Source organism: Rhodococcus sp. AH-ZY2, from assembly GCF_030916465.1.
Lineage (GTDB): Bacteria > Actinomycetota > Actinomycetes > Mycobacteriales > Mycobacteriaceae > Rhodococcus > Rhodococcus ruber.
The window spans coordinates 4,847,965-4,871,796 of record NZ_CP126458.1 but is presented as its reverse complement, the minus strand read 5'-3'; the positions used below and the strand labels follow the sequence as shown (position 1 = coordinate 4,871,796).

Genomic DNA, 23,832 nt, shown 5'->3' with positions numbered 1-23,832 from the left:
CAACGGAGGTTTTCCGCATGGCTCCCACTCCCGCCGCGATCCGCGCCACCGTCGAGTCCTACATCAGGTCGGTCGCCAAAGGGACCACGGACGAGGTGCTCGCCCTCTACGCTCCCGGAGCCACGGTCGAGGACCCGGTGGGCACCGAGGTGCGCACCACCGAGGCGTCCCTGCGCGAGTTCTACTCGATGATCGAGCCTCTCACCCAGACCGGGGAACTGCTCAGCCTGAAGATCGCCGGCGGCAACGCCGCCTTCCTCTTCCGATTGACCACCCATCTCGGCGAACAGGACCTCGTCATGGAGGTCATCGACGTCATGACGTTCGACGACGACGCCCGGATCACCGGCATGAAGGCCTACTGGAGCCAGGAGGACATGCAGACCGTCCCCGCCTCCTGAACTGTTTCACGTGGAACATCCGTCCTGAGGTGCGGCCGGTGCCCGAACAGCCGGGGCTCTCCTAGACTGGAAGTCGTATCCCGCGTCCTCCCGATGAGGTGACACGACATGGCCCACGGTCCAGGGTGGCCGCCATGACCGCGCTCGCCGACATCCTCCTGGTTCTGGTGTTCGTCCTGATCGGCGGCGTCTTCGCCGGCACCGAGCTGGCGCTGGTGTCGCTGCGTGAGAGCCAGATCCGTGCGCTCGAGGAGCGGGGCCGGCGGGGGCGGCGGACGGCCGAGCTGGCGCAGAATCCCAACCGCTTCCTGTCCGCGGTGCAGATCGGCGTCACCGTGGCCGGGTTCTTCTCCGCCGCCTACGGTGCCTCCGCCATCGCCCCCGACCTCGTCCCGGCGCTCGAGTCGTGGGGGCTGCCCGCCGCAGCGGCGAGCGCCGTCGCCTTGACCGGCACCACCCTGGTGATCGCCTACCTCTCCCTGGTCCTCGGGGAACTCGTTCCCAAGCGCATCGCCCTGCAACGGTCCACCGGGGTGTCGTTGCTGACCGCACCGACCCTGGACCGTTTCGCCACCCTGATGCGACCGGTGATCTGGTTGTTGTCGGTCTCCACGGACGGGCTCGTCCGGCTGCTGGGAGCCGACCCGGCGCGCCGGAGCGAGGAGATCACCCACGAGGAGTTGCGCGATCTGCTGCTCAGCCATTCGGCGGTGCCGGAGGACGAGCGCACGGTGCTCGCCGAGGTGTTCGACGCCGGGCAGCGATCGTTGCTCGAGGTGATGCGTCCGCGCACCGAGGTCGACTTCCTGCCCGCCGACACCCCGCTCCCGGCGGCGCGCGAACAGGCCCTGGCAGGCGCGCACAGCCGGTATCCCGTCGTCGGCACGTCGCTCGACGACGTCGTGGGCTTCGTGCACCTTCGCGACCTGCTGCTCGCCGATCCGGCGACCGCCCCGACCGTCGCGGACGTGTGCCGTCCCATCCTCGCGCTGCCCGCCTCCAAGCCGGCGCTCGCGACACTGTCGCTGATGCGACGCACCAACGACCAGATCGCCCTCGTCGTCGACGAGTACGGCGGCACCGCCGGGATCGCGACGCTCGAGGACATCGTCGAGGAGATCGTCGGCGAGATCGGCGACGAGTTCGAACCGACTGGGCAGGCCGCGTCCCCGTCCGCGCCGGCGCAGGCCGGCACGCAGCAGGTGGACGGTCTGCTGATCGTCGAGGACTTCGAACGCGACACCGGGATCGGGCTGCCGAAGGGCCCCTACGAGACCGTCGCGGGGTGCATGGTGCACCACCTCCAGCGCCTGCCACGACTCGGCGACAGCATCACCCTCGACGGTCACCGCCTCACCGTGAGCGAACTGGACGGCCACCGGATCGCTCGCGTCCGCCTGACGTCCGACGGCTGAAGCCGACCGAAACCACCCGAGGCGCGGAGGGGTTGCGCCTACCATGGGCGGGTGGCCGCCGGCACCGCTGCGCGCGGATTCGGGATGGTACTCGCGCTGACTGCGCTCGCCGTGGGGGGATGCTCCACGGACGGTCCGTCGCGAACCGAGCTGGTTCGCCTGGACCTGGCGACATCGCGGGGCGAGCATCCATGGAGCGGCCTGCTCCTGCCGGATCAGGTGCCGGTCGCCGTTCCACCGGCGCCGCAGGCCGAGCTCCCCGTGCCCGACGGAGGTCCGGTGACGGTGTCCGGAGACCGGACCGGCCTCTACGGCGGCAGCCTCGAACGTGAGCTGTGCGACCGGGAGCGGCTCGCCGGCACGCTCGAGCAGGACCCGGTCAAGCAGGCAGCCTGGCTCGACGTGTTCGACATCGCCGACGCCCGCGCATACCTGCGCACCCTGACACCGGTGCTGCTGCGGGCGGACACCCGGGTCACCGATCACGAGTACCGCGGGGGACGCGCGGTGCCCGTGCAGTCGGTCCTCGAGACCGGAACCGTCGTTCTGGTCGACGACCGCGGTGTGCCTCGCGTGCGGTGTGCGCCGGGAAGTCCCCTGATCTCCCCCGTTCTGTCCTCGGGTCAGGAGATCGAAGGAGAACGCTGGTCCGGCCTCGACGAGGAACGGTTGTTCGTCGTGCAGCCGGGAGCGGCGCCGGTCGGCGAACTGACCGTCGTCGACGTCACCACCGGGAATCTGCTGGCGGTGCCCATCGGCGCCGGTCCCAAGCAGCCGGCGCCCGGGGCCGCCGACCCGGTACCGCCGCCCGCACCGGAACCGTCACCCGCGCCGCCGGCGCCGGAGGCGGAGATCGCGGCGCCCGCGCCGCGGGCTCCGGTGCCGCCACCGCCACCGCCACCGCCTCCCCCGCCGCCGCCACCGCCTCCCCCGCCGCCGCCACCGCCGCCTCCCCCACCGCCGCCTGCGCCGGAGCCGCTTCCCCCGGCACCGGTACCGGCGCCGGCCCCACCGCCGCCGCCACCCCAGATCCGCATCCAGCTGCCGAACGGGGCGCCGGTCGTGATCCCACTGCCGTTCTGACGCCGGCGGCGCTGCCGTTCCGACGGTGCTGTCGTGTCCGGCGCCGACGGCTACCGGGGCCGCAGCACGATCTCGGTCGGGTGCGCGTCGACGGGGGTCCGAACGGCCTGCCCCACCGCCAGTGCCACGGTCGAGGCCTTCAGGAAGCGCTCCGGTTCGTAGGTCCGGCCCTCGCTCGCCACGATCGCACGCTGCATGTCGGTGTCGATCCGGCCCGGATGCACCGACGTCACCCGCAGCGCCGGCTCCTCCTGCCGCAGGACGTCGGCGAAGGCCCGCAACGCGAACTTGCTGGCGGCGTATGCGCCCCAGCCGGCCCTCGCGTTCAGGCCGGCCCCCGAATTGAGCAGCACGACATGGCCGTTCGCGGCCCGCAGCGCCGGCAGGAGCAGCCGCGTCAGTTCCACCACCGCCACCACGTTCGCCTCGAACATCTCCCGCCACTGCGCGATTCCGCCGCCGGCGATCGTCCCGAGTTCGGCGAGCCCCGCGCTGTGCACCAGCACGTCCAACCGGTCGATGCCGGAGCAGGCCGCGGCCACCGCCGCGTGGTCGAGCAGGTCGACCGGCCACGGTGCCGCCTGCGGGAGCTCCGCGCAGATCGCCCGGAGCGACTCCGCGCGGCGGCCGCCGAGCAGCAGGTCGTGACTGGGGGCGAGTTCCCGGGCGATGGCGGCGCCGACGCCGCGGCTGCCACCGGTGATCAGGGCTGAAGGTCGCATGCGACGACCCTAGGCGAGGATCCCGGCCGATGCGCCGCCCACGCCCACCGTCACCCGCGGAGGGCGCGGAAAATGCATCTCCACAAGCGCTTTCGGACGAGAGAGCACATACTCACGCAGCACGTTGCGCACCCGGGTGCGCAGCCGGCAGTCGCACTCCGCGATCACCCCGGCCAGGTCGATCCCCGCCCGCCGCCCCAGCGCGACGGCCCGCGGCAGATGGAATCCCTGGGTGGCGATCACCGCCGTCCGCACCCCGTAGACCTGCGCGGCGCGCAGACAGGTGTCGTACGTGTCGAGCCCGTACGGGTCGGTGGCGATCACTTCCCGCCCCACGCCGTGTGCCACCAGATAGTCGGTCATCGCCGCGATCTCGTCCCCGGAGCGGCCTCCTGCGTCGCCCGAGACGAGCACGCGGCGGGCGCGGCCGTCCGCGAGCAGCGCGACAGCCACGTCGAGGCGTCCGCGCAGCATCGCCATGGGCCATCCGTTCCGGACGCGGGCACCCGGCACGATCACCACCGGCGCGGCCGGCGCATCGGCGACGGTGTACAACCGCCCGGCCGCGGGCGTCGCGACCCGGGCCGCGACGCCGGCCAGCACCAGCGTCCCCCCGGCCACCCCGATCGCGGTTCCGGTCAGCGTCCGTCGCCACCTCGCATTTGTGCGCATGCGCCCCACGCTACGGACCGCCGCGGCGAGAATGGACGCATGGACCCGGTGGACGCCCTGCGGGAGGTCGCGTTCTGGCTCGAACGCGACCGCGCCGAGAGCTACCGCGTGAAGGCGTACCGTCACGCCGCCGACGTCGTCGCCCGGCTCGACCCGGACCAGCGCGCCGCGCGGCGCCGGGCGGACAGTTGGACGGCTCTGTCCGGCGTCGGGCCGAAGACCGCCACCGTGATCCGCGAAGCCTTCGACGGCGTGCCCGCGTACCTGCGGCAACTGCGTGAGGAGGCCGAGCCGATCGGCCGGGGCGGCGCGGGCCTGCTCGAGGCCCTGCAGGGCGATCTCCACGTGCACTCGGACTGGTCGGACGGCGGCAGCTCGATCGCCGAGACGATGCGGACCGCCGCGGCGCTCGGACGCCGGTACTGCGCGCTGACCGACCACTCACCCCGGCTGAAGGTGGCCAACGGTCTCACCGCCGAGCGGCTGCGCAACCAGTTGGGAGTCGTCGCCGATCTCGACCGGGTCTTCGCCGACAGCGGCATCCCCTTCCGCATTCTCACGGGGATCGAGGTGGACATCCTCGACGACGGCACCCTGGACCAGGACGAGGGACTGTTGGCCGAACTCGACGTCGTGGTGGCGAGCGTGCACTCGAATCTGCGGGCCGACCGGTCGGTCATGACGAAGCGGATGTTGAAGGCGGTGCAGAATCCGCACGTCGACGTGCTCGGGCACTGCACGGGCCGGCTGGTGCAGGGCGGTCGCGGTACCCGCCCGGAGTCGCGCTTCGACGCCGAGTCGGTGTTCTCGGCGTGCCGCGATCACGGCACGGCGGTGGAAATCAACGCCCGCCCCGAGCGGCAGGACCCGCCGGAGCGGCTGATCGACCTGGCGCTGAATCTCGGCTGCCGCTTCGCGATCGACACCGACGCGCACGCGCCCGGTCAGCTGGACTGGATCGGGTACGGCTGTGAGCGTGCCGCCGAACGCGGGGTGGAACCCGAGGACGTGGTCAACGCCTGGCCCGTCGAGGACCTGCTCGCCTGGACCGCGGGCCGGTCCGGGTGACGACGTCAGCCGGCCGCGACCTCGCCACCCGGGCGGCACTCGGCGTCGAGCAGGACGCGGGCGTCGGCGGCGAACCGGCGGACCTGCGCGTCGGTCCACACCTGGGCGGGCACGCCGCCGCCGAGCAGTTCGCGGGCGAGTGCCGGTGACTCGCCGAGCGGGGCGTCGCTGCCGGCGATGACGATGTTGCCGTAGCGCCGGCCCTTGAGCATCGCGGGATCGGCGATGATCGCGGTGTGCTCGAAGACGCTGCCGATGGTGGCTGCCTCCCGCCGGGCGGTGGTCAGATCGCGGGTGTCACCGCAGTTGACGACGTAGACGCCGCCCGCGTCGAGGACCCGGCGGGCGTGGCGGGTGAACTCGACGGTGGTCAGCGCGACGGGCGTGCGGTTCACCGCGAAGACGTCGCGGACGATCACGTCACGGGTCGCGTCGGTCAGGGAGGCCAGGACCGCCCGGCCCTCCCCCACCCGAATCCGCAACAGCGGGGCGCGGGGCAGGTCGAACCAGTCCCGGACGAGTTCGGCCAGGCGCCCGTCGATCTCGACCACCACCTGCCGTGCGTTCGGGTAGGTGGCGGCGAGATAACGGGCCATCGTGCAGGCCCCACCACCGAGGTGCAGCACCCGCAGCCGTTCGTCGTGCGGCCGTTGCGATTCGAGCAGGTGAGCGATCCACCGCATGTACTCGAACTCGAGCAGCGTGGGATCGGTGAGATCGATGTGGGAGCTGGGCACCCCGTTGACCTCGAGCACCCAGCCGTCGGGCCGGTACCGATCCTTGACCAGTTCACAGGTGCCGGTGTCGATGTCGTGGATGCCCTCGGCCGGGCCGCGGCCGGACCCCGCCGCGGCCCGACGCTCCCGCTGCCTGCCCATGGCATCGAGGGTAGCCGGACCGCCGGGAACCGTCGGGGCCCGGCCGGCAGGTCCGGGTGACCGACCGTGCCGCTACGACCAGCGGGTCGGCACGATGGTTCTGCGGCTCGTGGCGCCGACCGAGACCGTGCCGGCGGCGGCCGCGACGATGAGCAGCACGGCCGGGACCGGTGACAGCCACCACGGGGACGCGAGCAGCACCGCCAGCACCAGCATCGCGATCAGCAGGGCCGTCGGGTCGGGCCGGGTACGGGTCTCCCCGAGCGTCGCGTACCGGCGGAACCGTCGTCCGTCCGTCATGTCAGTGCGTCCCCTCGAGCGTGCGAGCGGTCTGGGCGTGCGAACCCCAGCCCACGTGCGCCTCGGCGCGCATCTTCTCGCTCATGTGCGGGTAGTGCAGCTCGAACGCGGGCCGCTCGGAGCGGATGCGCGGCAGCTCGGTGAAGTTGTGCCGCGGCGGCGGGCAGCTCGTCGCCCACTCGAGGGAGTTGCCGTAGCCCCACGGGTCGTCGACCGTGACGACCTGCCCGTACCGGTAGCTCTTGAACACGTTCCACAGGAACGGCAGCGTCGAGGCGCCGAGGACGAAGGCACCGACGGTCGAGACGATGTTCAAGGTGGTGAACCCGTCCGACGGCAGGTAGTCGGCGTAGCGGCGCGGCATGCCCTCGTTGCCCACCCAGTGCTGCACCAGGAACGTGGTGTGGAAGCCGACGAAGGTCAGCCAGAAGTGCCACTTGGCGAGGCGCTCGTCGAGCATGCGCCCGGTCATCTTCGGGAACCAGAAGTAGACGCCGGCGTAGGTGGCGAAGGCGATCGTCCCGAAGAGCACGTAATGGAAATGCGCCATGACGAAGTAGGAGTCCGTCACGTGGAAGTCGAGCGGCGGGCTGGCGAGGATGACGCCGGACAGGCCGCCGAACAGGAAGGTGACGATGAAGCCGACCGAGAACAGCATCGGCGACTCGAACGTCAGGTGGCCCTTCCACATGGTGCCGATCCAGTTGAAGAACTTCACGCCGGTGGGCACCGCGATCAGGAACGTCATGAACGAGAAGTACGGCAGCAGCACGGCGCCGGTGGCGTACATGTGGTGCGCCCACACCGCGATGGAGAGCGCCGCGATCGCCAGGGTCGCGTAGACCAGGCCGGTGTAGCCGAAGATCGGCTTGCGGGAGAAGACCGGGAAGATCTCCGAGACGATGCCGAAGAACGGCAGCGCCAGCACGTATACCTCGGGATGACCGAAGAACCAGAACAGGTGCTGCCACAGCATGACACCGCCCGTGCCGGGATCGAAGATGTGAGCGCCGAACTGCCGGTCGACGAACAGGGCGATCAGCGCCGCCGCCAGCAGCGGGAAGATCAGCAGGATCAGCAGCGAGGCGATGAAGGTGTTCCAGGTGAAGATCGGCATCCGGAACATGGTCATGCCGGGGGCGCGCAGGCACACGATGGTGGTGATGAGATTGACCGCGCCGAGGATCGTGCCCAGGCCGCCGACGGTGAGGCCGAGGATCCACAGGTCCGCGCCGACGCCGGGCGAATGCAGCGAATTCGTCAGCGGCACATACGCCGTCCAGCCGAAGTCCGCGGCGCCCCCGGGGGTGAGGAAGCCGGCCGCGGCCATGAGGCCGCCGAAGACGTAGAGCCAGAAGCCCACCGCGTTCAGCCGGGGGAAGGCCACGTCCGGTGCCCCGATCTGCAGGGGCAGAAGATAATTGGCGAAACCGAAGAACACCGGCGTCGCATAGAGCAGCAGCATGATCGTGCCGTGCATGGTGAAGAGCTGGTTGTACTGCTCGTTCGACAGGAACTGCAGGCCGGGCACGGCGAGCTCACCCCGGATGAGCAGCGCCATGAGCCCGCCGACGAGGAACCACGCGAAGGCCGCCACGATGTACATCACACCGATCACCTTGTGGTCGGTGGAGGTGACGACCGTGAGGATCCTCGAGCCTTTCGGGCGGTGGGTCGGAGGATACGGCCGGTGCGCGTCCGGCGTCCTCAGTATCGGCGCGACATCGACCATGACCACGACTCCTGCCTTCGGGCCCGCCTCCCGGCGGGGCATCGAGTTCCGACCTGCTGCCGCGAGCGGGCGGATTCGCGGCCGCCCGCTCGACCGGCGGCGCAGACGTCCGAGTGGAGCCGCCGACCGTCGGCGCGCTGACTCTTGCACCGCCGCATCGACATCGGCAATGAGACGTGGAGCACGTCCACGGCGCGGCGCGGACTCGCCCTGGTGCGCCGGGCACCGCCCGCTGCTCCGGACGGACGGAGCCGTCGCGGGCGCCGGGGTCGTCGTCGGCCGGGTCGAAAATCACTGATCAACAGGTTTTTCCACAGCTGTGGATACTCGCGTTCGCGAGCGGTCCGGGCACCCGCCGCGCACCGGCGGGACGGGAAACGCACCTCGACTCCGGCACGGCCGGAGGGACCGAGGGCCGGGAGAAAAGGGTCCGAAGACTCCCGTCGCATGCGCCCATCGGTCGGAGCAGTCCGGCGCCGAGCGGGGGACCGAGCGGCCGGGACGCGCGGGCACCTCGTCCCCGTCCGCCCCGGACGTCCGGAAAAGCAGTTTCCCACAAGATATCCGGTCCGGGACCTTGGTCCCGGCCGACGTCCGGCGCTCAGTCGTCGAACACGACGACCTGACGTACGGCCAGGCCGTCGGCGAGCTGGTCCATGGCCTCGTTGATGCGCGAGAGGGGGATCCGGGAGGAGATCAGTTCCTCCACCGGCAGCCGGCCCTCGCGCCACAGGCGCGCGTACTCGGGGATGTCGCGGCGCGGCACGGCCGAGCCCAGGTAGCTGCCGACGATCGTGCGGGCCTCCGCGGTCACCGTCAACGGGGAGATCACGGCCGTCGCCGTCGGGGCGGGCAGGCCGACCGTCACGGTCGTGCCGCCGGGTGCCGTGAGGGCGAACGCGGTTTCGAACGCGCGTGCGCTGCCGGCACATTCGACGACATACCGGGCTGCGACGCCCCGCTCGAGCGCCTCGCCCGGGGTGTAGGTCTCGTGCGCCCCCAGTTCACGGGCGCGGGCGAGCTTGTCGTCGAGAGTGTCGATCGCGACGATGCGCGAGATCCCCTGCGCGACGGCCGTCAGGAGAGCGGCCATGCCGACCCCACCGAGGCCGACGATCGCGATGCTGTCCTGCGGCCGCGGCCGGGCCGCATTGAGGACGGCACCCCCGCCGGTGAGCACGGCACAGCCGAGCACCGCGGCGACGTCGGGCGGCACGTCGTCGTCGACCGCGACGGCCGACGCGCGGTCGATCACCGCGTGCGTCGCGAAACCCGAGACCCCGAGATGGTGGTGCACCGGGTGACCGTCGCGGTGCAGGCGCCGGCCGCCGTGCAGGAGTTCGCCGGCGTTGTTGGCGGCGGACCCGGCGGTGCAGGGCAACCGGCCGTCCTCGGCGCAGTTGTCGCACGCCTCGCACCGCGGCAGGAACGACATGACCACCCGCTGCCCCACCCGGAAGTCGTCGACGGCCGAACCGACCTCGACGATCCGTCCGGCCGCCTCGTGTCCGAGCAGCATCGGCACCGGACGAACCCGGTTGCCGTCCACGACGCTCAGATCGGAGTGACACACCCCGGCCGCCTCGATCCGTACCAGGAGCTCGGTCGGTCCCGGCGGATCGAGCTCGAGTTCGGACACGCTGATCGGCTTCGACTCGGCGAACGGCCGCGGCCGGCCGATCTCCTCCAGGACTGCGCCGGTGATCCTCATCTGCCGCTGCTCCTCGGGTCCGTCGGACGGTTTCCCCGACCACGGTATGGCCTGCGCGGGCCGGCGGAAAACACCACCGTCGGCCCGCGTCACCCGACCGGTCGGGAAACGAGTGCCGCCGCGAGCCAGTACCGGGCCGCGCCCGGGTCGTCGGCGGTGCCGCCGTCCAGGCCGAAGGCGAGTGCGCGCCCCACGTCCTCCGGTCCTCGCAGCGGCCAGCCGTGCATCTCGTAGCCCAGGCCCCGGACGCGGTCGACCAGGGCGGCGGTCAGGCCGTCCCAGCCGCAGAAGAAGGCGCTGCACCCGGTCTCGGCCAGCACGGCCTCGATCCCGCCCGGATGCCGCTGCGCGTCCGGGTAGCCGAGCGTGATCAGCCCGCGCGGCACGGTCGGGGCATGCTCGGCCAGCAGCCGCAGGTCCTCCGGTCGAAAGCTGGTGAAGCGGACACGGGCGGTGTCGGCGGGCCGGGCGGCGACGATGCGTGCCACCTCGGGCACCACGGCGGGTGTCTTGATCTCGACCTGCAGGGTCACCGTGGTGGCGTCGAGCGCCTCGTCGAACGTGAGGACCGGATGCCCGGAGTCGAGCTGCACGGCGCGCAGCCGGTCGAGGTCCAGGTCCGCGACCGGGCCGAGACCACGCCCCGACTCGTCGGCGGCGACCCGGTCCAGCGTCGCGTCGTGCAGCACGATCGCGGCGCCGTCGGCGGTGAGGCGGACGTCGAGCTCGATCTCGTCGGCGCCGAGTTCCTCGGCGAGCAGGAACGACTCGACACTGTTCTCGGGGGCGTGCGCCATCGCGCCGCGATGCCCGACGATCGTGAAGGGGCGGGCGGGTTCGGGCGCGGGCATCAGGCGACCATCTCCTCGTACCGGGGGCGAAGGATGTCGGCCTCGACGCGCAGCTTCTCGGCGGTCTGCCGCAGGGTCGTCGCCGCGTCGGCGTTCTCGGTGTAGAGCTTCTGGATGGCGGTGCGCATCTCGACTATGGCGCTCGAGACGTAGCGGCGAACGGCGTCGGGCTGCCGGGCGATGTCGAGTTGTTCGACGGCGAGCCGGTAGTACGGATTCTCGGCCATGCGCTGCTGCACGGTGGCGGATTCGGCCGCGCCGATCGTCGCCGGGAGGTAGCCGGTGCCGACGGTCCAGTCGGCCGACGGTTGCGGCCGGGACAGGTATGCGAGGACCTTCGCGGCAGCCTCCTTCCGTTCGGGGGCGGAATGTTTCATGATCGACAGTCCGCCGCCGCCGGTGGGTACCCCGGTGGTGGTGGCCGTGGGCAGGAAGCCGGCGCCCACCTCGAAGTCCGCCCCGGAGATCAGGCCGGTGAGCGAGCCGGTGGAGTTGGTGATCGTGGCGACGAGACCGTTGGTGAAGTCGTTGTTCATGCTCTGCGCGAGGTAGCCGATCCGGTCGTCGTTGACGATCGCACGGTCGAACTCGGCGGCCGTGATGCTCTCCGGCGTGTCGAGCACCACGTCGAGACCCTCGGAGATGCCGCCGCCGAAGTTCCACAGCAGGCCCTGGAAGTACCAGTCGTCGGTGCCGGTATAGGCGCGCATCTGCAGTCGGTTGCCCCGGTAGTCGCGACCGGTGATCTCCTTGCCCCAACCGCGGAACTCCTCCCAGGTGGCCGGTGCCCGGTCGGGCAGACCGGCCGCGGCGAAGACCTCCTTGTTGTAGTAGAACAGCGGTGTCGAGCGGCCGTAGGGCACCCAGAACGACTGTCCGCGCACGACGCCCTCGTCGAACAACCGCGTGTGGAAGGTGGCGGGTCCGAAGTCGTCGGTGAAGTATCCGTCGAGGGGTTCGAGGCTGCCGTTGAGGAAGAAGATGTTCCAGTGCACATCGGAGAACACGGCGATGTCGGGAATCTGCCTGGCCTGCAGGCCCGCGGCGAGCTTCTCGGACACCCCGTCGTAGCCGTTGAACGTCTGGATCTCGGCGTAGATCTCGGACTGGGAGTCGTTGAAGTCCTTGATGATCGTGGCGAGCCGGTCGCCGTTGTTGCCGGTCCACGGACTCCACATCACCACGTTGGTGCGGCCGGCGTATTCGGCCGGCGGTGCGACCTCGGGTTGGCCGAACGAGGCCGAGGATCCGGCAGTGGGGCTTCCGCAGGCCGACAGGATCGGCACGGCGGCGGAGGCCATCGCGGCGACGGTGAGGAACCGGCGCCGGCTCAGGCGTGCCGAGGTGAGCGGCGAGGGGCGGGAAATCGGGGACATGATCTCTCCTGGAGGGGTTTTCGTGATGCGGAAGAAGGGTGAGGTCAGCGGCGGACGGCGGCGCCGGCCATTCCGCTGATGATGTAGCGCTGGGCGAGCAGGAACAGCAGCAGCATCGGCACGACGACGAACGTGGTGCCGGCCATGATCGAGCCCCACTGGTCGACGCCTTCGGTCTCCTTCAGATACATCAGGCCGATCGGCAGCGTGCGCATCTGCACGGAATTGGTCACCAGTAGCGGCCAGATGAAGTCGTTCCACTCGTCGATGACGGCGATCAGTGCGACGGTGATCACCGCCGGCAGCGACATGGGCAGCACGAAGTGCACCAGCCGGCGCAGGTGCCCGGCGCCGTCGAGCTCAGCGGCCTCGAGGACCTCCGGGGCGATCCCGCGGAAATGCTGACGCAGCAGGAAGGTTCCGAACGCACTTGCCAGCCCAGGTAATACGATGCCGGCATAGGTGTTGATCAAACCGAGGTTGCCGACGGTGATGTAGTTGATCAGCAGGGTCACGTGGCCGGGTACCATCAACGCACCGAGCACCGCCACGAAGAGCAGGTTCCGTCCGGGGAAGGACAGGAACGCGAACGCGTAGGCGCTGAAGACGGCCAGGACCACCTTGAGCGTGGCGCCGACGGCGGTGACGACGAGCGAGTTGATCAGGAACCGGTCGAACGGGGCGGCCTCCCAGGCGCGGGCGAAGTTGTCGAGGACGAACTCGCTCGGGAGCCACTGCAGCGGCCACCGGTAGATCTCGGCCTCCGGCTTGAAGGCCGAGCTGAGCATCCACAGGAAGGGAGCGGCGAACACCAGGCCCGTCACGACGAGCGCGGGCAGCGACCGCAGTCGCGCGATGCGGCGGGGAACGAGGGTGGCCATCAGTAGTGCACCTTCTTCTCGACGTAGCGCATCTGGAACACCGTCGTCGCCATCAGCACCACGAACATGATCATCGAGCCGGCCGCGGCCGACCCGGCGTCGAACTCGCGGAATCCCTGCTGGTAGATGAACCAGCTGAGGGTCGTCGTGGCGCCGGCCGGCCCGCCTCCGGTCATCATCGCGATCAGGTCGAACGACTGGAATGCGGCGATGACCTGGGTGACGAGCAGGAAGAACGTCGTGGGTGAGAGCAGCGGAAGGACGATGTGCCGCAGCGACTGCCACCGGCCGGCGCCGTCGAGCCGGGCCGCCTCGAGTACTTCGGACGGAATGGACTGCAGGGCAGCGAGGTAGACGATGGCGACGAAGCCGACACCCTTCCACACCGCGACGATGATCAGGGCCGGCAGGGCCCACCGCCCGGACGTCGTCCAGTGCGGAGAGTCCGCGCCGACGACGGAGAACAGGACGCGGGACAGACCGTAGTTGGGGTCGAACATGAACAGCCAGATCGCGGCGACGGCGGCCCCGGAGAGGATGTGCGGGGAGAACGCCAGTGCGGTGACGGCGCCGCGGCCGGGCAGGCGCACGTTGAACAGCAGGCCGAGCGCCAGTCCTCCGCACAGGCTGGTGCCGACCACGCAGACCACCCAGATGCCGGTCAACCGGAGCACCCGCAGGAACGCGGGGTCGGTGAACAGAGCGAGGTAGTTGTCGAGACCGACGAACAACGGTTGCGGGGCGATCATGTCCCACCGGGTCAGGCTCAGATAGGCGTTGCCGACGATCGGCCAGTAGGCGAATACGACGATCAGCGCGAGGTTGGGCAGCGCGAACAGCGCGAACAACAGTCGCTCGCGGCGCCTGCGCCGGGTGCGGCCCGGCCGGGGTGCCGAGGCCGGGATGTCCGGGGAGCGGACCGCCGGGTCCGTCTCGCGCCGGGTCAGTGTCACGGACACGTCCACCGTCCTTGTCGAAATAACATCGAGTAGTTAAGAACCGAAGCGGCCGGGACGATGGTGGCACCGGTTCCGGCGCCCGGTCAAAACGGGCCGGAAGGTCTCCGGTACGCGGTCGCGGAATCCAAAAGTGCGCGAAAAAATCTGCAAAGCAATGTTTTTGGATCTCCAAGTCGGGGAGGGTTCCCGTCCGGGTTGCTTGCGGTTGGTGGCCCGTCGGCCATCATTTCCCAGTCCGTTCACGCGGAGTTAATAACACGACTGGTGATATAAAGTCCGTGTCGATCATCAGAACGAGAGGAGGTGATGCGCGATGTCCAGAGCGAGCCGCAACCCCCGCCAGGAAAGGCTCGACGCGATCCTCGAATCGCTGCTGGCGGACGAACGTGCCACGGCCCAGGCCCTTGCCGAGCGGTTCGGTGTGTCGCTGATGACGGTGCACCGCGACCTCGACGAACTGCAGCGCCGCGGCGTCGTCCGCAAGTTCCGCGGCGGTGTCAGCATCGAGCGCACCGGCACCTACGAGATCGCCGCGGCGGTCCGGCGCCGCCTCGCGCTGCCGCAGAAACTGGCGCTCGGCGCCGCCGCGGCGCAGACCGTCGCCCCCGGCACGTCGATCATGCTCGACGACTCGACCACCGTCGCGACGATGATCGACCACCTGGCCGGTGCCGAAGACCTGCGGGTGGTCACCAACTATCTGCCGGGCCTCGCCGCCCTCGCCCGTCACGCCGCTGTCGAGACCGTGGCTCTCGGCGGCACATACGACGTCGGGCACGAGTCGTTCCTGGGCGCCGGAGCGCTCGCCGCCGTCCGCGGCGTGCGGGTGGACACCCTGTTCCTGTCCACCACCACCGCGGACGCGGACGGGCTGTACCACCAGGAGGATTCGATCGTCTCGCTCAAGGCCGAGATGCTGCGCGTCGCCGACCGGCGCGTCCTGCTGCTCGATTCCGGAAAGATCGGCCGCCGATCCTTCCATCTCGTCGCCGGCTGGGACGCGATCGACGACGCGATCGTCGACGACGCCGCACCGGCCCACTTCGTCGACGCTCTGCGCACCCGCGGAATCCGGGTCCAGGTCGTCCGCGTACCGCCCACCCCGAACCCGGATCAGGAGTAGCCCCGAATGCACACATCCCCCGCCGTCCACGCGGTGCTCTGGGACATGGATGGCACCCTCGTCGACACCGAGCCCTACTGGTTCCGCGCCGAGCGGGAACTACTGGCCGCGTTCTCGATCCCGTGGAGCGACGGGCAGGCAGCCGAACTCGTCGGCTGCGCGCTGCCCGAGACCGCCCGGGTGCTGCAACGTGCCGGGGCGGACCTGCCCGTCCGCGCCATCGTCGACGGGCTCGTCGACTCGGTCGTGACCCAGGTGCGGCAGGCGGTCCCGTGGCGGCCGGGTGCGCGGGAACTGCTCGGCGAGCTCGCCGCGGCGGATGTGCCGTGCGCGCTCGTCACGATGAGCGAACGGCCCCTCGCCGACGAGATCGACCGCCTGCTGCCCACCGGCACGTTCCGGTTCCTGGTCACCGGCGACATGGTGAGCAACGGCAAGCCTCACCCCGAGCCGTACCTGCGGGCCGTCGAGGCGCTCGGTGACGACCTGGGCGCACCGCTCGACCCCGCACGCATCGTCGCGATCGAGGACTCGTTGCCGGGACTGGCGTCGGCCCGCGCCGCCGGCGTCGTGACGCTGGGGGTACCGAACGTGGTTCCGCTGCCCGAGAACCCGGGGCACACCCTGTGGCCCACCCTGGCGGGACGCTCGATCGCGGACCTGAACGACCTCGTCTGCCAGAACTGAGCGGACCGAACCGGTGGCGGAGCGAGCCCGTTCCTGCTCCGCCACCGCACGAGTCAGGCGCTCAACCGCATACCGGTTTCGGCGTCGAACACGTGCACCCGCGCCGGGTCCGGTTGCAGTCGCACCACCGTGCCCGCCGGCGGCGGGTTGTGTCCGTCGGTGCGGAACACCACATCGCGGCGGTCGCCCTCGACCGCGGCGCCACCGTAGACGTAGGCGTCCGCCCCGAGTTCCTCGACCATGTCGACGGTCACGTCGAATCCGGAGTCGCCCGCGGACAACGCCAGGTGCTCCGGGCGAAGGCCGATCGTCACCGTGGCACCCCGCGCGGCGGCGAGCACGTGCCGCGGCACGGGCACGAGGTGCCCGCCGATCCGCACCCCGCCGTCGGCGATCGGCGCCTCGAACAGGCTCATCGCCGGAGAGCCGATGAAGCCGGCGACGAAGGCGTTCGCCGGCCGGTCGTACAGCGCCCGCGGCGTGTCCACCTGCTGGAGCCGGCCTCCGTCGAGCACGGCGACCCGGTCCCCCATGGTCATGGCCTCGACCTGGTCGTGCGTGACGTACACCGTGGTCACGCCGAGCCGCCGGGTCAGGCGCGCAATCTGGTTACGGGTCTGCACGCGCAGCTTCGCGTCGAGGTTGGACAGCGGTTCGTCCATCAGGAAAACCTGCGGGCTGCGCACGATGGCCCGGCCCATCGCCACCCGCTGCCGCTGCCCGCCCGACAGGGCCTTCGGCTTGCGGTCCAGGTAGGCCGTGAGATCGAGCATCGCCGCGGCCTCCCGCACGCGGGCGACGCGCTCGTCCTTCGGGACCCCGGCGATCTTCAGCGCGAAGCCCATGTTCTCCGCGACGCTCATGTGCGGGTACAGGGCGTAGTTCTGGAACACCATCGCGATGTCGCGGTGGCGCGGTTCGACGTCGGTGACGTCGCCGGCGCCGATGAGCAGCCGCCCGGAGTCGACGTCCTCGAGCCCGGCGAGCATCCGCAGCGAGGTCGACTTGCCACACCCGGAGGGGCCGACGAGGACGAGGAACTCGCCGTCGGCGATGCGCAGGTCCAGCGCATCCACTGCCGGGGACTCGGCCCCCGCGTAGTGCCGGGTGGCGTGGTCGAAGGTCACTGAAGCCATTGTCTCGAAATCCCTTCACGGGCAGGAACGTGCCCGACGATCCGTGGTGAACGGACGAATGTCCACCGGCCAGTCCACCCGGTACAGGTGACGGTCCGGTACCGCCCGGGCCAACGGGTGGTGTCCGCTCGGCGTCCGGGACCGCGCCCCGACGCGCGCCGAGGGCCGGGCGGTCGCACAATGATGCGATGCCGGACCGCGGATTCACCCACACCCAGCTCGCCGCGCGGGCTGCCTATCTGCTGCGCGGCAACGACCTCGGCACGATGACCAGCGCCGCCCCGAAGCTGTACCCGCACATGTGGAGCTGGGACGCGGCGTTCGTCGCGGTGGGGCTGGCCCCGTTGAGCGTCGAGCGGGCCGTCGTCGAACTCGACACCCTGCTCTCCGCGCAGTGGCGAAACGGCATGATCCCGCACATCGTGTTCGCGAGCGGGGTGGACGGCTACTTTCCGGGACCGGCGCGGTGGGCCTGCACCGACCTGGCCGCCGCTGCCCCGCAGGGGCCGCAGACCTCCGGCATCACCCAGCCACCCGTGCACGCCATCGCGGTGCAGCGGATCCTCGACCACAGCCGACGGCACGGGCGCACCACCCGTGCCGTCGCCGAGGAGTTCCTGGACCGTCGCTGGCCCGACCTGGTGCGCTGGCACCGGTGGCTGGCCCGGGCCCGCGACCTCGACGGCAACGGCCGCATCGCGCTCTACCACGGCTGGGAATCCGGCATGGACAACTCGCCCCGGTGGGACGCGGCGTACGCCAACGTCGTCGCGGGGGCGGTGCCGACGTTCCGGCGCGAGGACCTCGCCCATGTCGGCGACGCGAGTCAGCGGCCCACCGACGCCGAGTACGCCCGCTACCTGTGGCTGCTCGAGGAGATGAAGGAGGTGCGCTACGACGACGACGCCCTGGCCACGGCCATGAGCTTCGCCGTCGAGGACGTGTTCGTCAGTGCCGTGTTCGCGCTGGCGTGCGAGGTGCTCGCCGTCATCGGGGAGGAGCATTCGCGCCCGAATGCGGACGTGCGTGAGCTGCACGAGTACGCGGACCGGTTCCGTCGCGGCGTGCTCGACACCACCGATCCGCGTACCGGCGCCGCCAAGGACTTCGACCTGCGCAGCGGCCGCTGGATGGCCACCGACACGATCGCGATGTTCGCGCCGTTGCTGTGCGGGGGTCTGCCCCGCGGCACCGAACGGGCCCTGTTGCGCACCTTCGAGGGCCCGAAGTTCTGCGGGCACCCCGACCTGCGCTACGCCGTGCCACCCTCGACGTCCCCCGTCTCCCGGGACTTCCGTCCGCGCGAGTACTGGCGGGGACCGGTGTGGCCGGTGATGACGTGGCTGTTCTCGTGGACGTTCGCTCGCCGCGGCTGGGCGGAGCGCGCCCATCTGCTGCGAGCGGAGGGCTTGCGGCAGGCGAGCGACGGCTCGTTCGCGGAGTACTACGAGCCGTTCACCGGCGAGCCGCTCGGCAGCATGCAGCAGTCGTGGACCGCGGCCGCGGTGCTGGACTGGCTGGGCTGAGCCGCCCGGGCCGGCAGCCGCGCGCCCGCCGGTCGGCACTCGACGCGGCGAACGACCGAGGGTTGCGCGGCTGCCGGACGGATCACCGGTCGCTCACAACGCCCCCAGTGCCTCGCAGGCCTTGCGAACTCCCTCACCGTAGGCCGGATCGGCCTGCGTGCAGTTGGCGATGTGCCGTTCGATCGTCGTCACCGATGCCCCGGTGATCGCGCGCGCGGTGTTCTCGAACAGCACGGTCTGCTGCTCGGCGGTCATGGCGCGGAACAGGATCCCGGGCTGCTCGAAATAGTTGTCGTCGTCTGCGCGGTAGTCGAATCGGTCCGCGACGGCACCGACGGTCAGCGGCGGGTCGGCGTACCCGCGTTGCTCCTGGAATCGGCCGTACGAGTTCGGCTCGATGCTCGGGACGCTGCCCTGGTTGCCGTCCACCCGCATCGCGCCGTCGCGGTGGAAGGAGTTCACGTGGGCGGCGGCCCGGGGGCAGTTCACCGGGATCTGGTGGTGGTTGACGCCGAGCCGGTAGCGTGCGGCGTCCCCGTACGAGAAGAGCCGGCCCTGCAGCATCCGGTCGGGCGAGAACCCGATGCCCGGGACGACGTTCGCAGGGGAGAACGCGGCCTGCTCGACGTCGGCGTGGTAGTTGTCCGGGTTGCGGTTCAGCTCCAGCTCCCCCACCTCGAGGAGCGGATAGTCCTTCTTGGACCACACCTTGGTCAGGTCGAACGGGTGGTAGCGGTAGGTCGCCGCGTCGGCCTCGGGCATGATCTGCACGTACAGCGTCCATTTCGGGTGGTTCCCGGCCTCGATCGCCTCGTACAGGTCCCGCTGGGCGGATTCGCGGTCGCCGGCGATCACGGCCGCGGCCTCCTCGTCGGTGAGGTTCCGGATGCCCTGCTGGGTGCGGAAGTGGAACTTCACCCACGACCGGGCGCCCGCGGCATCGACGAACGAGAAAGTGTGCGAACCGAATCCGTGCATGTGCCGGTAGCCGTCGGGGATGCCGCGGTCGGACATCACGATCGTGATCTGGTGCAGGGCTTCCGGCAGATTGGTCCAGAAGTCCCAGTTGTTCTCGGGGTCGCGAAGGTTGGTCCGCGGATCGCGCTTCACGGCATGGTTGAGGTCGGGGAACTTGAGCGGATCGCGGAAGAAGAACACCGGGGTGTTGTTGCCGACGATGTCCCAGTTGCCCTCCTCGGTGTAGAAGCGGACGGCGAAGCCGCGGATGTCGCGTTCCGCGTCGGCGGCGCCGCGCTCGCCGGCGACGGTGGAGAACCGGACGAACACCTCGGTCTGCTTGCCGATCTCGGAGAACAGCGCGGCCCGGGTGTGCCGCGTGATGTCGTGGGTGACGCGGAAGGTGCCGAACGCGCCGGAACCCTTTGCATGCATGCGCCGTTCGGGGATCACCTCACGGTCGAAGTGCGCGAGCTTCTCGAGGAACCACACGTCCTGGAGGAGCATGGGTCCGCGGGCCCCGGCCGTGAGACTGTTCTGGTTGTCCGGCACAGGTGCGCCGGCAGCGGTGGTGAGTCCGTTGTGGTCGGTCATCGATCACTCCTGTCTGGTCACCCCGGTGGGGTGAACGTCTCTGCGCTCAGCAGTGTTTCGTGCGGAGCAGTGTCCCGTCGTCTCAATTTGACACGCACACTCGGAATCAGAGGGTGATGCCGAATTCTCGGATCTTGCGGTAGATCGTCGCCCGCGACATGCCGAGGGCCTTCGCGGCGGCCACCTTGTCGCCGCCGTGCAGCGCCAGCGCCTCCACGATCGCGTCCCGCTCGAGGGACTCGAGCCGGGTCAGACTCCGGCGGGTCGTCGCCCGGCACTCGGCGGGCAGGTCGGCCGGCTCGACGGTCCCGGATCGCCGCCGCTGGCAGAGCTCGTCGAGGACGCCGCGCAGATGGGTCACGTTGCCGCTCCACGACAGCCGCATGAGCTGGTTCGTTGCGGCCGGGGAGAGCGTGAGGCCGGAGGCGCCGGCGGCGTCGAGCAGGAACCGGACCAGGTCGGGCACGTCCTCGAGTCGATGCCGCAGCGGGGGAACGGAGATCGTCTTCGGGAAGAGGCGGAGCAGCGCGTGGGTGTCGCTCTGCCCCTGCGGCGGCTGCATGGTCAGGGCGACCCACGGCGCGGGCGCGCGCGTGTCCTGGGCGACGGCCTGCAGGAACGACTCGAGCGCCGCGAACTGGTCGTCGCCGAGGACGTGGGCGTGCAGCACGGCGAGGTCGCCACCGTCGTCGAGGGTCGCAGCCGCGCGTTCGGGCAGCTCGTCGCCGTCGAGCCGGGCCGCGTCGAGGACCGTCAGGGCGTGCCCGGACCGGACGTGGTCGTGCGCCGCCCGGATCAGGGCGGCCTTCCCGACGCCCGGCTCACCGTCGAGGACGAGCCATTCGCCGCGCCGGCACGCCTCGACAACGCCTTCGACGGTGCGCTGCCATTGGGCGCTGCGGCCGGCCAGGGCGCGCGGCGCGGGTGGGGCGACGGCCCGGGTGGACCGGCTCCGGGCGACCTGTTCCTTGATCCGCACGACCCCGCCGGCGAGCCGGTCGTCGACGAAGGTGGGCTGGTAGGACAGCCGGGCCGTGGTCCCGCTCGGCAGGTCGGCGAGCAGGGTGAACGGCTCGTGCCGTCCCCGCGCGTCGCGGGTCCGGTCGATGATCGCGGCCTGGTCGCGCGAGTCGAACCGCTGCTGGGTGAGGGCGTTCATCATCAGGACTTCGTCGCCGATCGCGATGACCGGACGGCCCGAGTGCTGGCATGCCGCGTGGTAGTCGTGCAGCAGCGCCCGGTCCAGCTCGTTGGCGTCCTCGAGGATCCGCTCCCGGATGCGGGTGGCGGCGAGCTTGGCGAACGAGAGCAGCAGCGAGTTCGTGTTCTCGGCCTCGGTGGTCAGGTCCACCACGCCGAGCAGGGCCCCGGTGACGGGATGGGTCACGAGTGCGCCCGCGCAGGAGAACTTGCGCAGATGCCCGCTGTAGTGCTCGTCGCCCCGGATGAGCAGCGGCGCGCCGACCTCGAGCGCGGTGCCGATGCCGTTGGTGCCGACCTGGGACTCGGAGTACCGGAACCCCGGTGCGAGGTGGACCCGGTCCAGCGCGCCGAGCAGGCGACGGTCGCCGCCGTAACGGCTGAGCACGGTGCCCTTGCCGTCGGTGAGGATCAGGCTCACCGGTTCGTTCTCGATCTCCGCCGCCAACGCGCGCAGCACCGGCCGGGCCGCCCGGGTGAGGACGGTGTCGGTGGGAAGGGCTTCGACGTAGTCCGCGGCCGGGCGATCGGCGTCGACCTTGGCCTCCCGGGAACGCACCCAGGACACCCGCAGCCAGTTGCGGACCCGCCGATCGCCGAGATCGGGGAAGTCGCCCGCACGGACCGATTCGCCCGATTCCTGAAGCGAATGCCCGTCCCGGGAACCGCTCCGGTTGTGTTCACCCACCTCGATCTCCCGGTCGTCCGGAGTTGTCACGCCACCTTCTCCTCGGATCTCGCAAGAGCAAAGGTAATCACATCGATTGTGACCTGAGTCTCACATTGAGACAGATCGGGGTTGCACACCGGGGTTGTATCGGCACCCACACCCCACCGTCCACGGCTGGCACAGAGCCGGCTCCCGATCCAGGAGGCGCACATTGAGTAGGCAGAGCCTGACCAAGGCCCATGCAAAGATCACCGAGCTGACGTGGGAACCGACGTTCGCGACGCCGGCCACCCGCTTCGGCACCGACTACACGTTCGAGAAGGCCCCCAAGAAGGACCCTCTCAAGCAGATCATGCGGTCCTACTTCCCCATGGAGGAGGAGAAGGACAACCGGGTCTACGGCGCGATGGACGGCGCGATCCGCGGCAACATGTTCCGCCAGGTCCAGCAGCGCTGGCTGGAGTGGCAGAAGCTGTTCCTCTCGATCATCCCGTTCCCGGAGATCTCCGCGGCCCGCGCGATGCCGATGGCCATCGACGCGGTGCCCAACCCCGAGATCCACAACGGTCTCGCGGTGCAGATGATCGACGAGGTCCGGCACTCGACGATCCAGATGAACCTCAAGAAGCTCTACATGAACAACTACATCGATCCCGCCGGGTTCGACATGACCGAGAAGGCGTTCGCGAACAACTACGCGGGCACCATCGGCCGGCAGTTCGGGGAGGGCTTCATCACCGGTGACGCGATCACCGCGGCCAACATCTACCTGACCGTGGTCGCGGAGACCGCCTTCACGAACACCCTGTTCGTGGCGATGCCCGACGAGGCCGCCGCCAACGGTGACTACCTGCTGCCCACCGTGTTCCACTCGGTGCAGTCCGACGAGTCGCGCCACATCTCCAACGGCTACTCGATCCTGCTCATGGCCCTGGCCGACGAGCGGAACCGGCCGCTGCTCGAACGCGACCTGCGCTACGCCTGGTGGAACAACCACTGCGTGGTCGACGCCGCGATCGGCACGTTCATCGAATACGGCACCAAGGACCGCCGCAAGGACCGCGAGAGCTACGCCGAGATGTGGCGGCGGTGGATCTACGACGACTACTACCGCAGCTACCTGCTCCCCCTCGAGAAGTACGGGCTCACCATTCCGCACGATCTCGTCGAGGAGGCGTGGAAGCGCATCACCGAGAAGGGTTACGTCCACGAGGTGGCCCGGTTCTTCGCCACGGGCTGGCCGGTGAACTACTGGCGGATCGACGCCATGACCGACGCGGACTTCGAGTGGTTCGAGGAGAAGTACCCCGGCTGGTACTCCAAGTTCGGCAAGTGGTGGGAGAACTACAACCGCCTCGCCTACCCCGGCCGCAACAAGCCGATCGCGTTCGAGGAAGTCGGATACCAGTACCCGCACCGCTGCTGGACCTGCATGGTGCCGGCCCTGGTCCGCGAGGACATGGTCGTGGAGAAGGTCGACGACCAGTGGCGGACCTACTGCTCGGAGACGTGCTACTGGACCGACGCGGTCGCCTTCCGCGGTGAGTACGAGGGCCGGCCCACGCCGAACATGGGCCGTCTCACCGGTTTCCGGGAATGGGAGACCCTGCACCACGACAAGGATCTCGCCGACATCGTGCAGGACCTCGGGTATGTGCGCGACGACGGCAAGACCCTCGTCGGCCAGCCGCACCTCGATCTCGACCCGAAGAAGATGTGGACCCTCGACGACGTGCGGGGCAACACCTTCCAGAGCCCGAACGTCCTGCTGAACCAGATGACGGACGAGGAGCGCGCAGCGCACATCGCGGAGTACCGCGCCGGCGCCACGCCGCTCTGACACCGGGCCCGGCGGGCGGCGCCGCACCACATCCCGGCGCCGCCCGCCGA

General features: G+C 70.2%; 21 protein-coding genes. 8 read left to right on the top strand and 13 right to left on the bottom strand.

Annotated elements, in window-relative coordinates:
- Positions 1-17 precede the first annotated feature (17 nt).
- The 3 genes from QNA09_RS23395 to QNA09_RS23385 all read left to right on the top strand — a co-directional run bounded on the left by QNA09_RS23395 (position 18) and on the right by QNA09_RS23385 (position 2,899).
- Positions 18-401 (top strand): nuclear transport factor 2 family protein, encoded by a 384-nt coding sequence (locus tag QNA09_RS23395; RefSeq protein WP_017681048.1) that lies wholly within the window; start codon positions 18-20, stop codon positions 399-401.
- 134 nt (positions 402-535) lie between these two features.
- Positions 536-1,816, top strand: a complete 1,281-nt coding sequence (locus tag QNA09_RS23390; RefSeq protein ID WP_119700352.1) for a hemolysin family protein — start codon at positions 536-538, stop codon at positions 1,814-1,816.
- A gap of 51 nt (positions 1,817-1,867) precedes the next feature.
- Positions 1,868-2,899, top strand: a complete 1,032-nt coding sequence (locus QNA09_RS23385; RefSeq protein WP_082061301.1) for a DUF6777 domain-containing protein — start codon at positions 1,868-1,870, stop codon at positions 2,897-2,899.
- A gap of 50 nt (positions 2,900-2,949) precedes the next feature.
- Here the strand turns inward: QNA09_RS23385 and QNA09_RS23380 are convergent, their stop codons facing one another.
- Complete coding sequence (locus QNA09_RS23380; protein WP_119700232.1) at positions 2,950-3,621, bottom strand: SDR family oxidoreductase; 672 nt, start codon at positions 3,619-3,621, stop codon at positions 2,950-2,952.
- 9 nt (positions 3,622-3,630) lie between these two features.
- Positions 3,631-4,293, bottom strand: coding sequence for a vancomycin high temperature exclusion protein (locus QNA09_RS23375; RefSeq protein WP_225223001.1), 663 nt, complete (start codon positions 4,291-4,293; stop codon positions 3,631-3,633).
- A gap of 39 nt (positions 4,294-4,332) precedes the next feature.
- Between QNA09_RS23375 and QNA09_RS23370 the strand changes: the two genes are divergently transcribed.
- Complete coding sequence (locus QNA09_RS23370) at positions 4,333-5,361, top strand: PHP domain-containing protein (protein ID WP_119700231.1); 1,029 nt, start codon at positions 4,333-4,335, stop codon at positions 5,359-5,361.
- 5 nt (positions 5,362-5,366) lie between these two features.
- Here QNA09_RS23370 and QNA09_RS23365 read toward each other — a convergent pair whose 3' ends face one another.
- From QNA09_RS23365 to QNA09_RS23330, 8 genes are all read right to left on the bottom strand, one after another.
- A complete protein-coding gene (locus QNA09_RS23365) occupies positions 5,367-6,239 on the bottom strand; it encodes a spermidine synthase (protein WP_010595390.1) in 873 nt (290 codons plus the stop codon).
- Between the two features lie 72 nt (positions 6,240-6,311).
- Positions 6,312-6,539 carry a hypothetical protein gene (locus QNA09_RS23360; RefSeq protein ID WP_059175081.1) on the bottom strand — a complete coding sequence of 76 codons (228 nt, stop codon included), beginning with the start codon at positions 6,537-6,539 and terminating at the stop codon, positions 6,312-6,314.
- A 1-nt stretch (position 6,540) separates the two neighbouring features.
- Positions 6,541-8,271: a cytochrome c oxidase subunit I gene (gene ctaD / locus QNA09_RS23355; protein WP_308072123.1), complete on the bottom strand. Its 1,731-nt coding sequence runs from the start codon at positions 8,269-8,271 to the stop codon at positions 6,541-6,543.
- Between the two features lie 601 nt (positions 8,272-8,872).
- Positions 8,873-9,982 carry an alcohol dehydrogenase catalytic domain-containing protein gene (locus tag QNA09_RS23350; protein WP_017681903.1) on the bottom strand — a complete coding sequence of 370 codons (1,110 nt, stop codon included), beginning with the start codon at positions 9,980-9,982 and terminating at the stop codon, positions 8,873-8,875.
- 89 nt (positions 9,983-10,071) lie between these two features.
- Positions 10,072-10,833, bottom strand: a complete 762-nt coding sequence (locus tag QNA09_RS23345; protein WP_017681902.1) for a glycerophosphodiester phosphodiesterase family protein — start codon at positions 10,831-10,833, stop codon at positions 10,072-10,074.
- A complete protein-coding gene (locus QNA09_RS23340) occupies positions 10,833-12,209 on the bottom strand; it encodes an ABC transporter substrate-binding protein (protein WP_017681901.1) in 1,377 nt (458 codons plus the stop codon). Before QNA09_RS23340 ends, QNA09_RS23345 begins: the two co-directional genes overlap by 1 nt.
- A gap of 44 nt (positions 12,210-12,253) precedes the next feature.
- A complete protein-coding gene (locus QNA09_RS23335) occupies positions 12,254-13,090 on the bottom strand; it encodes a carbohydrate ABC transporter permease (protein WP_017681900.1) in 837 nt (278 codons plus the stop codon).
- Complete coding sequence (locus QNA09_RS23330; protein WP_026138035.1) at positions 13,090-14,049, bottom strand: carbohydrate ABC transporter permease; 960 nt, start codon at positions 14,047-14,049, stop codon at positions 13,090-13,092. Before QNA09_RS23330 ends, QNA09_RS23335 begins: the two co-directional genes overlap by 1 nt.
- Before the next feature lie 313 nt (positions 14,050-14,362).
- Here QNA09_RS23330 and QNA09_RS23325 point away from each other — a divergent pair, with 313 nt between their 5' ends.
- Positions 14,363-15,172, top strand: a complete 810-nt coding sequence (locus tag QNA09_RS23325) for a DeoR/GlpR family DNA-binding transcription regulator (protein WP_017681898.1) — start codon at positions 14,363-14,365, stop codon at positions 15,170-15,172.
- A gap of 6 nt (positions 15,173-15,178) precedes the next feature.
- Entirely contained in the window at positions 15,179-15,859 is a 681-nt protein-coding gene (locus QNA09_RS23320; protein ID WP_064065928.1) for an HAD family phosphatase, read from the top strand.
- Positions 15,860-15,912: 53 nt separating this feature from the next.
- Here QNA09_RS23320 and QNA09_RS23315 read toward each other — a convergent pair whose 3' ends face one another.
- Complete coding sequence (locus QNA09_RS23315) at positions 15,913-16,995, bottom strand: ABC transporter ATP-binding protein (RefSeq protein ID WP_040273054.1); 1,083 nt, start codon at positions 16,993-16,995, stop codon at positions 15,913-15,915.
- 188 nt (positions 16,996-17,183) lie between these two features.
- Between QNA09_RS23315 and QNA09_RS23310 the strand changes: the two genes are divergently transcribed.
- On the top strand, positions 17,184-18,521 hold the full coding sequence (locus QNA09_RS23310; RefSeq protein ID WP_017681895.1) for an amylo-alpha-1,6-glucosidase: 1,338 nt from the start codon (positions 17,184-17,186) through the stop codon (positions 18,519-18,521).
- A 93-nt stretch (positions 18,522-18,614) separates the two neighbouring features.
- Here the strand turns inward: QNA09_RS23310 and QNA09_RS23305 are convergent, their stop codons facing one another.
- Both QNA09_RS23305 and QNA09_RS23300 read right to left on the bottom strand, forming a co-directional pair.
- Positions 18,615-20,072, bottom strand: a complete 1,458-nt coding sequence (locus QNA09_RS23305) for a catalase (RefSeq protein WP_017681894.1) — start codon at positions 20,070-20,072, stop codon at positions 18,615-18,617.
- A gap of 106 nt (positions 20,073-20,178) precedes the next feature.
- Positions 20,179-21,990 carry a sigma-54-dependent Fis family transcriptional regulator gene (locus QNA09_RS23300; RefSeq protein WP_119700230.1) on the bottom strand — a complete coding sequence of 604 codons (1,812 nt, stop codon included), beginning with the start codon at positions 21,988-21,990 and terminating at the stop codon, positions 20,179-20,181.
- Between the two features lie 163 nt (positions 21,991-22,153).
- Here QNA09_RS23300 and QNA09_RS23295 point away from each other — a divergent pair, with 163 nt between their 5' ends.
- The gene (locus QNA09_RS23295) at positions 22,154-23,782 is read left to right on the top strand and encodes a methane monooxygenase (RefSeq protein ID WP_010596327.1); all 1,629 of its coding nucleotides are present in this window, start codon (positions 22,154-22,156) and stop codon (positions 23,780-23,782) included.
- Positions 23,783-23,832 lie beyond the last annotated feature (50 nt).